The sequence below is a fragment of the Yoonia sp. R2-816 genome (assembly GCF_046762905.1).
Lineage (GTDB): Bacteria > Pseudomonadota > Alphaproteobacteria > Rhodobacterales > Rhodobacteraceae > Yoonia.
The window spans coordinates 1-6,935 of record NZ_JBKQXN010000317.1 but is presented as its reverse complement, the minus strand read 5'-3'; the positions used below and the strand labels follow the sequence as shown (position 1 = coordinate 6,935).

Below are 6,935 nucleotides of genomic sequence, written 5' to 3'. Positions count from 1 at the left end.
TGAAAGATGGGTCGCCCGGTCACCCAATGAGATGCTCAAAACCTTCCATTGGTTTGAGGGCGAAGGGTTTCACTTCATCATCGACGATTTATTGGAGCTACCGAAAGGCCGGTTTGTGATCGCTGAAGGGTTTCGCCTGCTACCTTTGTTAGTTGCGCCATTACTTCAAAACAAGCGGCACGCGATTTGGCTATTGCCGACGCCTGCCTTCCGCCGTCAATCTTTTGACGCCCGTGAAACAACCTGGGACATCCCACGCAAAACAGGTAATCCGAAACTTGCTCTCGCCAACCTTTTGGCCCGCGATGAGCTCTTTACCGATCGTGTACGAGATGAAGTCAGCGGTTTGGGGCTGCACGCCTTAAAAGTCGATGCTGCGCAGAGCGAAGACGCCCTGACAGCAGTTATCGGTGATCTTTTGTTCGGCTAAACCAGACCTTCACTGCCGTATCATTCGAGATGTATCCAATTCTTGTTTTCCGACATTCGACTGGTCACAATAGGTCAGGTTGGCGATCGCCGGGCTTGTTAACCTTTTGTTAACTATTTCTGCCACACGTTATGCGCGATGGGTGGGGGTACCTTATCGCCGTGAACAAGAAGACTAACGCATATCAGTTGTCGGACGCCTTCGAGAGTAACGAGCAAAACAGTACGAGGCACTATGAAGGTATCGAAGGAAATAGACTTTTCTCAAAGCACTGTCGTACCCTATCCGATTGCAACGGAAGATTTGAATTCAGCCAAGAGACGCGACTGGCCGAACAGTATGCTGCATCACCGCAGCTGCAGGAAATGTAAATGCGAATTCCAGGGACCTGACTTTGCGAGGACATGTTGGAGCTGCCTTTCAAACCAAGCCAAACAAGCTTGGGGGCGATTCACGGCAATTCCTCCGAACGATTAACACATCGGTTTATCAGTAAGACTGCGCGGCAGGGCTGCTAGGGGCGGAGAGCAGCCCGAACCGGCCATTCGATCTCCGGGCAGGATTGGCCGGTCAGCGGACGGAGCGCTCTTTTGCTGCGGCTGCGCCAACGGCCGCTTTCAAGTATTTCTCCCAGCGAACTCGCCAAAATGGCAATTTGGCAGATGCCTACTAGTCTTTGGTATTATTCTGCGCAAGCTGGGCCAACAGGTCGAACGAAGTGTCAGAGATCAGGGTCGTGGGAGGGCCGTCCTTTGCTGCGTGCAGGCTTAGGTGTTGCTTCATGCATGCGTAAGATCGTGGCCACTGCGCGCGTCGTGCGCTTTTCGACGTCGATGTACGGCACCTTGATGACGCCCAATTGCACACGCACCATGCCCAGACCCTCGAGCAAACCCATTAGGTCTTCGGCGATATCCATCGGGTCAGTCGTGTCAGATAAAACGCCATTGGTTTGTGCCGACTGGAACATGAGGGCAAAATCTTTTTGGGTCTGACCATATGCTGCATCAAAGAATGTTTGCCCGATATGCGGATTGCCCCGCGCTTCTTCATGCATCAGGCGCGCGAACTCCGTTGTGTCGCGGGCGTTCAAAAACGTCAAAAGCTTGATACCGTACCGGACAAGCGCCTCGCGAAGTTCCGGGATCGTTTCGGTTTTGGGCGGGGTTACTTCACGGAATTTCACTGCCTCGGCTTCGGTCACGCAGCGTAGGATATCGGCCATGTTTTCAAAGTGCCGGTAGATTGACGCTTTGGATACTGCCGCCTCGCGTGCGAGCCGATCCGTGGACACTTTTTCAAAGCCGTGTTCGAAAAACAGCCGACGTGCCGTGTGCAGAATGCGGTCGTATGATGGTTGCTTACTCATAATTCACACCTATGCCGCGCGCTGCGAAAAGAAAAGTACTCCTCCGTACTCTTTTGACTTGCCGTCTTGGTGGCATGCTCTAGGTACGGCGCAGTACCCATGCAGAAAGTCGACAGATGAGACCGACCATCCTATTCGCTGCCATCCTTTCTTTGGCCGTTCCATTGCACGCCCAAGACACCGAAGATTTGACCCCGTCGGGCGACCCCGCGCCTATACGGGCGGTTAAGCTGATCCAGGGGGGGGGCGGCGCTGCGCAGCTTGAGCGCGTGTTTTTCGGTCAGGTAGCGGCGCGCGAAACGGTTGATCTGTCATTTGAGGTCGGTGGGCGGTTGATCATGTTTGATGCCCAAGAAGGCCAGTTTCTAGATGAAGGCACCCAAATTGCCGCAATGGATTTGGCCCCCTTTGAGCGCGCGGTCGAGCGTGCGACCTTACAGCTCGCCCAAGCCAATCGTGATCTGGCGCGCGCCCAAACGCTCGTGCAGTCAAACGCGGCCTCTGCAACGCAGGCCGAAAACGCAGAAACGGCGCGTGATCTGGCCGCAGTGTCGCTGGGCGAGGCTACAGATGCACTTGAAGACGCAGCACTCTACGCCCCGTTCCGCGCACTGGTCGCATCTCGTCTGACGCCCAATTTCGCAAATGTATCGCCGGGCCAACCCATCGTGCGCTTGCATGACATGTCCGAAGTTCGCGTTGAAATCGACGTGCCAGAGCGATTGTTTCAAAGCCTGTCCGATGTCACAGGCATCAGTTTTGTCGGTACATCCCCCCTGTTTGATGGCGAAGTGCCGCTCACCTTGCGTGAATTCAACGCTGAGACGCAAAGCATCGGCCAAAGTTACCGTGTCACGTTGGCCTTGCCCTCCACCCAAGTGCCCACGGGTATTATTCCGGGCGCATCAATGACCGTGACCGCGCGCTTGCGCAACAGCGATGCAACGGCAATGACGCTGCCGCCATCAGCCGTTACGATGACCAGCGATGGTGCGCAGGTCATGGTCTACACGCCCAATGTTGATGATGAATACGGGACGGTTGGTTGGGTGCCCGTGAATGTGACCTCTGCCAATGGTACACAAATCACCGTTACCGGCCTTGGGTCAGACCAGTGGATTGTTGGTGCGGGCATTCAAATGCTGCGCGATGGCGAAGCCGTGCGCCCCTTCACTGGCATGAGTGTGGAGTAGGTTGATGAAAATCGCGCGTTTCTCAATTGAATATCCAATCTACACGTGGCTTTTCATGGCCTTCGCCCTGATCGGTGGCGCGGTAGGGTACTTGTCGGTAGGCAAGCTCGAAGACCCCACATTTACTCTCAAATCCGCTTTGGTGATCACCCCCTATCCAGGTGCGACGGCGGCAGAGGTGGCGACAGAAATATCAGAAGTGCTGGAAGCCGAAATCCAGCAGATGGATGAGATCAAGACAGTCACATCGCGCAACACCCAAGGCAGTTCCGTGATTGAGGTTGAGGTCAAAGACCAATTTGGCGGCGATGAACTGCCGCAAATATGGGACGATCTGCGCGACCGCGTGGAAGATGCCAGGGCTGCACTGCCAAATGGTGCCTTGCCCTCCATCGTGAACGACGACTTTGGTGACGTGTTCGGCATTCTATATGCCGTATCGGCGCCGGGGTTTTCGGACGCCGAAATATGGGACATCGCAACCTTTATGCGCCGCGATCTGCTGACCGTCGAAGGGGTCGCAAACGTCGAAATTCAAGGCCTCCCGGAAGAAGCGATTTTTGTCGAACCATCCTCGCAGATCGTATCATCCCTTGGCATTGATCCGGGGCTGATCATCGGAGCGATCAGCGCGTCAACTGCAATTAATCCAACAGGATTTGTCAGCAACGGAAGCGCCAATTTGCGCATTCAAGGCCCATCTGCGGAGGATAGCGTAAGCGAGATCAGCGGCCTGACGTTTGGTTTTCAGGGCGAGGTTTTGAACCTGCTTGATATCGCCGAAGTCAGCCGCGGTCGTGTTGATGATCCCGAGCACATTCTGCGCCACAACGGTCAAGAGGTGTTTACCCTTGGTGTGTCTGGCTTGCTATCTGAGAATATTGTGACTGTTGGGCAGAGGGTAGAGGCGGAGCTCAAGGTCCTGGAAGATCTCTTGCCGGTTGGCGTCACGGTCACGCCAATCTACGAACAACATCGCGTTGTGGACGATGCCAATGGCAGCTTCCTTGTGTCGCTAGCGATGTCTGTAGGTGTTGTGATTGGGGTTCTGGCGCTGTTTATGGGACCGCGCGCCGCTGTTGTCGTTGGCGTGTCGTTGTTGCTAACTGTCACATCCACCTTCTTTTTCATGTATCTTTTTGACGTCAAAGTCGAACGTATCAGCCTTGGCGCGTTGATTATCGCGATGGGTATGCTGGTCGACAATGGCATCGTCATCGCGGAAGGCATGCAGCAGGAAATGCGCAAAGGGCGCTCCTCGCGCGAGGCTGCGGATACTGCGTCTAAGAAAACCCAGATTCCACTGCTGGGGGCGACGATTATTGGCATTATGGCCTTTGCTGGGATCGGTCTGTCACCTGACGCAACGGGCGAGTTCATGTTCTCGCTTTTTGCGGTGATCGCAATCTCGCTGTTGCTGTCATGGTTCGTCGCCGTGACGGTGACGCCGCTGTTGGGTCACTATTTGTTCAAAACTGGCGGTCTGGTCGGTGATGATACCGGCTATGACGGCCCTGTCTTTCGCGCTTATGGCGGTGTCGTCCGCTGGGCGCTCAAGCTGCGATGGCTGGTCATTGCTGGGTTGATCGGCACGACTGTCGCCTGCGTGATGGCCTTTGCCCAGGTCAAGCAACAGTTCTTTCCACCCGCAACAGCGCCGTTGTTTTACCTTGAATATAAGGCCGCCCAAGGCACCGCGATTGGCGAAGTCTCAAATGATTTGAAGGTCATCGAAGACTGGCTTTTGGGCCGCGATGATGTTGCAGCTGTAACGGCAACCGTTGGCCAAGGTCTGACGCGGTTTATCCTCACCTATAACCCAGCGCGTCGCGACAGCTCTTACGGGCAACTGGTTATCCGCGCCACATCGCCAGAGGCAATCCCCGCGTTACGCGCCGAGCTAGACCAGTTCGGGATCGAAGCGCTGCCATGGGCGGAACTGCAAACGAAACGTATCATCTATGGCCCGCCCGTCAGTTCCGATATTGAAGCGCGCTTTTCAGGCCCCGACCCCGACGTGTTGCGCCAACTCGCTGCCCAAGCCACCGATATCCTGCGTGATGCCACGCCGCTTCTACATAGTGAACACAGCGACTGGCGCGAACGTGAGATCATAACTCGCCCCATCTATGCCGAAGACCGCGCACAAGCCGCCGGGATAGCACGCAGCGACGTGGCAAATGCCATTGCGCTAGCCACGAACGGGATACCCGCAGGCACTTACCGCGAACGAGACCGCTTGATCGACATTATCGTGCGCACGCCACGCGAAGAGACCGCACGTGACGGGCAACTTCTGGACCAGATTGTTTATTCAAACGCCATCGGGGGCTATCTGCCCTTAAGCCAAGTCATTGACGGGTTTGCAGTGGTGGCTGAAAACCCGGTTATTGAGCGGCGCAACCGTGTTCCGACAATCACCGTGCAAGCGAATGTCATCGACGGGCTGACACCGCCAACTGTTTTTGCCGAAATCCGCCCCCTGATTGAAGCGATTGATCTGCCCGTCGGTTACCGCCTTGAATGGGGTGGTGAGTTCGAAAGCGCAGGCGAGGCGCAAGCGTCGTTGGGCCGTCAAATGCCGCTGGCCTTCGGAACCATGCTGCTCATCACCGTTCTGCTTTTTGGCAAGCTGCGCCAAACAGCGGTCATCTGGACAATTGTGCCGATGGCGATCAATGGCGTCGCCCTTGGGCTGCTTTATGCAAACCTGGCGTTCAGCTTTACCGCAATGCTGGGTCTGTTATCGCTGTCTGGTATGTTGATCAAAAACGCCATTGTGCTGGTCGAGGAGATCGATGCGCAAAAAGCCGAAGGGTTGCCACAAGATAAGGCGATCATCACCGCAAGTGTAAGTCGTTTGCGCCCCGTGGTTTTGGCGGCTGGCACGACAATACTGGGCATGTTGCCACTTTTGGCGGATGGGTTCTTTGCGGCCATGGCGGTGACGATCATGGGGGGGCTGGGCTTTGCGTCGATCCTGACGCTGATCGGGGTGCCGGTGCTGTACCATACATATCTGCGTAAAGAACGACGCGCGGACAAACGTGTCGCCCGTGAGATGGTAGCTGCATAATGGCGGGTATCCCGACAGACCGTTTTGAGAAGGTGCAGGTCAGCTCCGTTGCAGAGCTGCGCGATTGGCTGTCCGCGCATCATACCCAGTCGGAAAATGTTTGGCTGGTCACATTCAAGAAAAGCGCGCCTGATAAGTATATATCCACGCGGGACATTTTGGATCAGGTTATTGCATTCGGATGGATCGATGGCATCCGCCGCAAACTGGATGATGACCGCACAATGCAAATGATCGGACCACGACAGACCCAAGCTTGGGCCAAAAGCTACAAAGACCGCGCTGCGCGGCTGATTGCCGATGGGCGAATGACCGATGCAGGGCTAAAATCAATTGCAGCGTCCAATGGAAACGGGCTGTGGGATTACTGGGCCGATGTGGATGCACTGATCGTGCCCGACGATTTGCGTGCGGCACTTGATGGCACACCGATTGCGGCACGGAACTTCGATCAAAGCGCGCCGTCTTACAGGCGTAATCTGTTACGCTGGGTCAAGCTGGCCAAAACACCACAAACACGGATCAAGCGGATTGCGCAAATTGTTGACTACACGGCGCGGGACGCGAAAATTCCACAAATGTAGTGTCATTAACAGAAATTTAAGTTCTCTAGCGACTGATTGAGAAGATAAACGTTGCTAGTCTGCAGCGTATTTGATCTTCCATCGACGCCTTGGTTGTCGCTGCGCAAGCTGACATTCATGCCCACTACAGCATCGGTCACTATGGGCTCAAGGACGAAGCCGCTCGCGCGGCATTGGCGTTTTTGGCTGATGTTTCGCATTTTTCCTGACGTCGCGCATTTTGTGAACTGACGAACCTGTCCGACGATTGAGGCTTTCTCAGTCGACAGAGGAGGTTCCGATG

The 6,935-nt window shown here is 55.2% G+C and carries 6 protein-coding genes; 4 read left to right on the top strand and 2 right to left on the bottom strand.

The genetic code is table 11. From position 1 onward, the window contains the following. A partial coding sequence (locus ACFWW2_RS21980) for a hypothetical protein (protein ID WP_393931889.1) occupies positions 1-430 on the top strand: 430 nt, incomplete at its 5' end. Positions 431-1,151: 721 nt separating this feature from the next. Here the strand turns inward: ACFWW2_RS21980 and ACFWW2_RS21975 are convergent. Next, positions 1,152-1,799, bottom strand: coding sequence for a TetR/AcrR family transcriptional regulator (locus ACFWW2_RS21975; protein ID WP_393931887.1), 648 nt, complete (start codon positions 1,797-1,799; stop codon positions 1,152-1,154). Between the two features lie 116 nt (positions 1,800-1,915). Here ACFWW2_RS21975 and ACFWW2_RS21970 point away from each other — a divergent pair, with 116 nt between their 5' ends. The 3 genes from ACFWW2_RS21970 to ACFWW2_RS21960 are packed head-to-tail and all read left to right on the top strand — an operon-like array spanning position 1,916 to position 6,652. Continuing rightward, positions 1,916-2,992: an efflux RND transporter periplasmic adaptor subunit gene (locus ACFWW2_RS21970; RefSeq protein ID WP_393931885.1), complete on the top strand. Its 1,077-nt coding sequence runs from the start codon at positions 1,916-1,918 to the stop codon at positions 2,990-2,992. Between the two features lie 4 nt (positions 2,993-2,996). Continuing rightward, a complete protein-coding gene (locus tag ACFWW2_RS21965; protein ID WP_393931883.1) occupies positions 2,997-6,068 on the top strand; it encodes an efflux RND transporter permease subunit in 3,072 nt (1,023 codons plus the stop codon). Next, entirely contained in the window at positions 6,068-6,652 is a 585-nt protein-coding gene (locus ACFWW2_RS21960) for a YdeI/OmpD-associated family protein (protein ID WP_393931881.1), read from the top strand. The genes ACFWW2_RS21965 and ACFWW2_RS21960 overlap by 1 nt, the downstream gene beginning before the upstream one ends. Before the next feature lie 5 nt (positions 6,653-6,657). On the opposite strand, the gene ACFWW2_RS21955 is transcribed toward ACFWW2_RS21960, so the two are convergent. Further along, the coding region (locus ACFWW2_RS21955) for a hypothetical protein (RefSeq protein ID WP_393931879.1) at positions 6,658-6,935 on the bottom strand (278 nt) is incomplete at its 5' end.

Coding starts and splice junctions, on each gene's coding strand:
- ACFWW2_RS21975 (WP_393931887.1), bottom strand. CDS start 1,799: ATGAGTAAGCAACCATCATACGACCGCATTCTGCACACGGCACGTCGG.
- ACFWW2_RS21970 (WP_393931885.1), top strand. CDS start 1,916: ATGAGACCGACCATCCTATTCGCTGCCATCCTTTCTTTGGCCGTTCCA.
- ACFWW2_RS21965 (WP_393931883.1), top strand. CDS start 2,997: ATGAAAATCGCGCGTTTCTCAATTGAATATCCAATCTACACGTGGCTT.
- ACFWW2_RS21960 (WP_393931881.1), top strand. CDS start 6,068: ATGGCGGGTATCCCGACAGACCGTTTTGAGAAGGTGCAGGTCAGCTCC.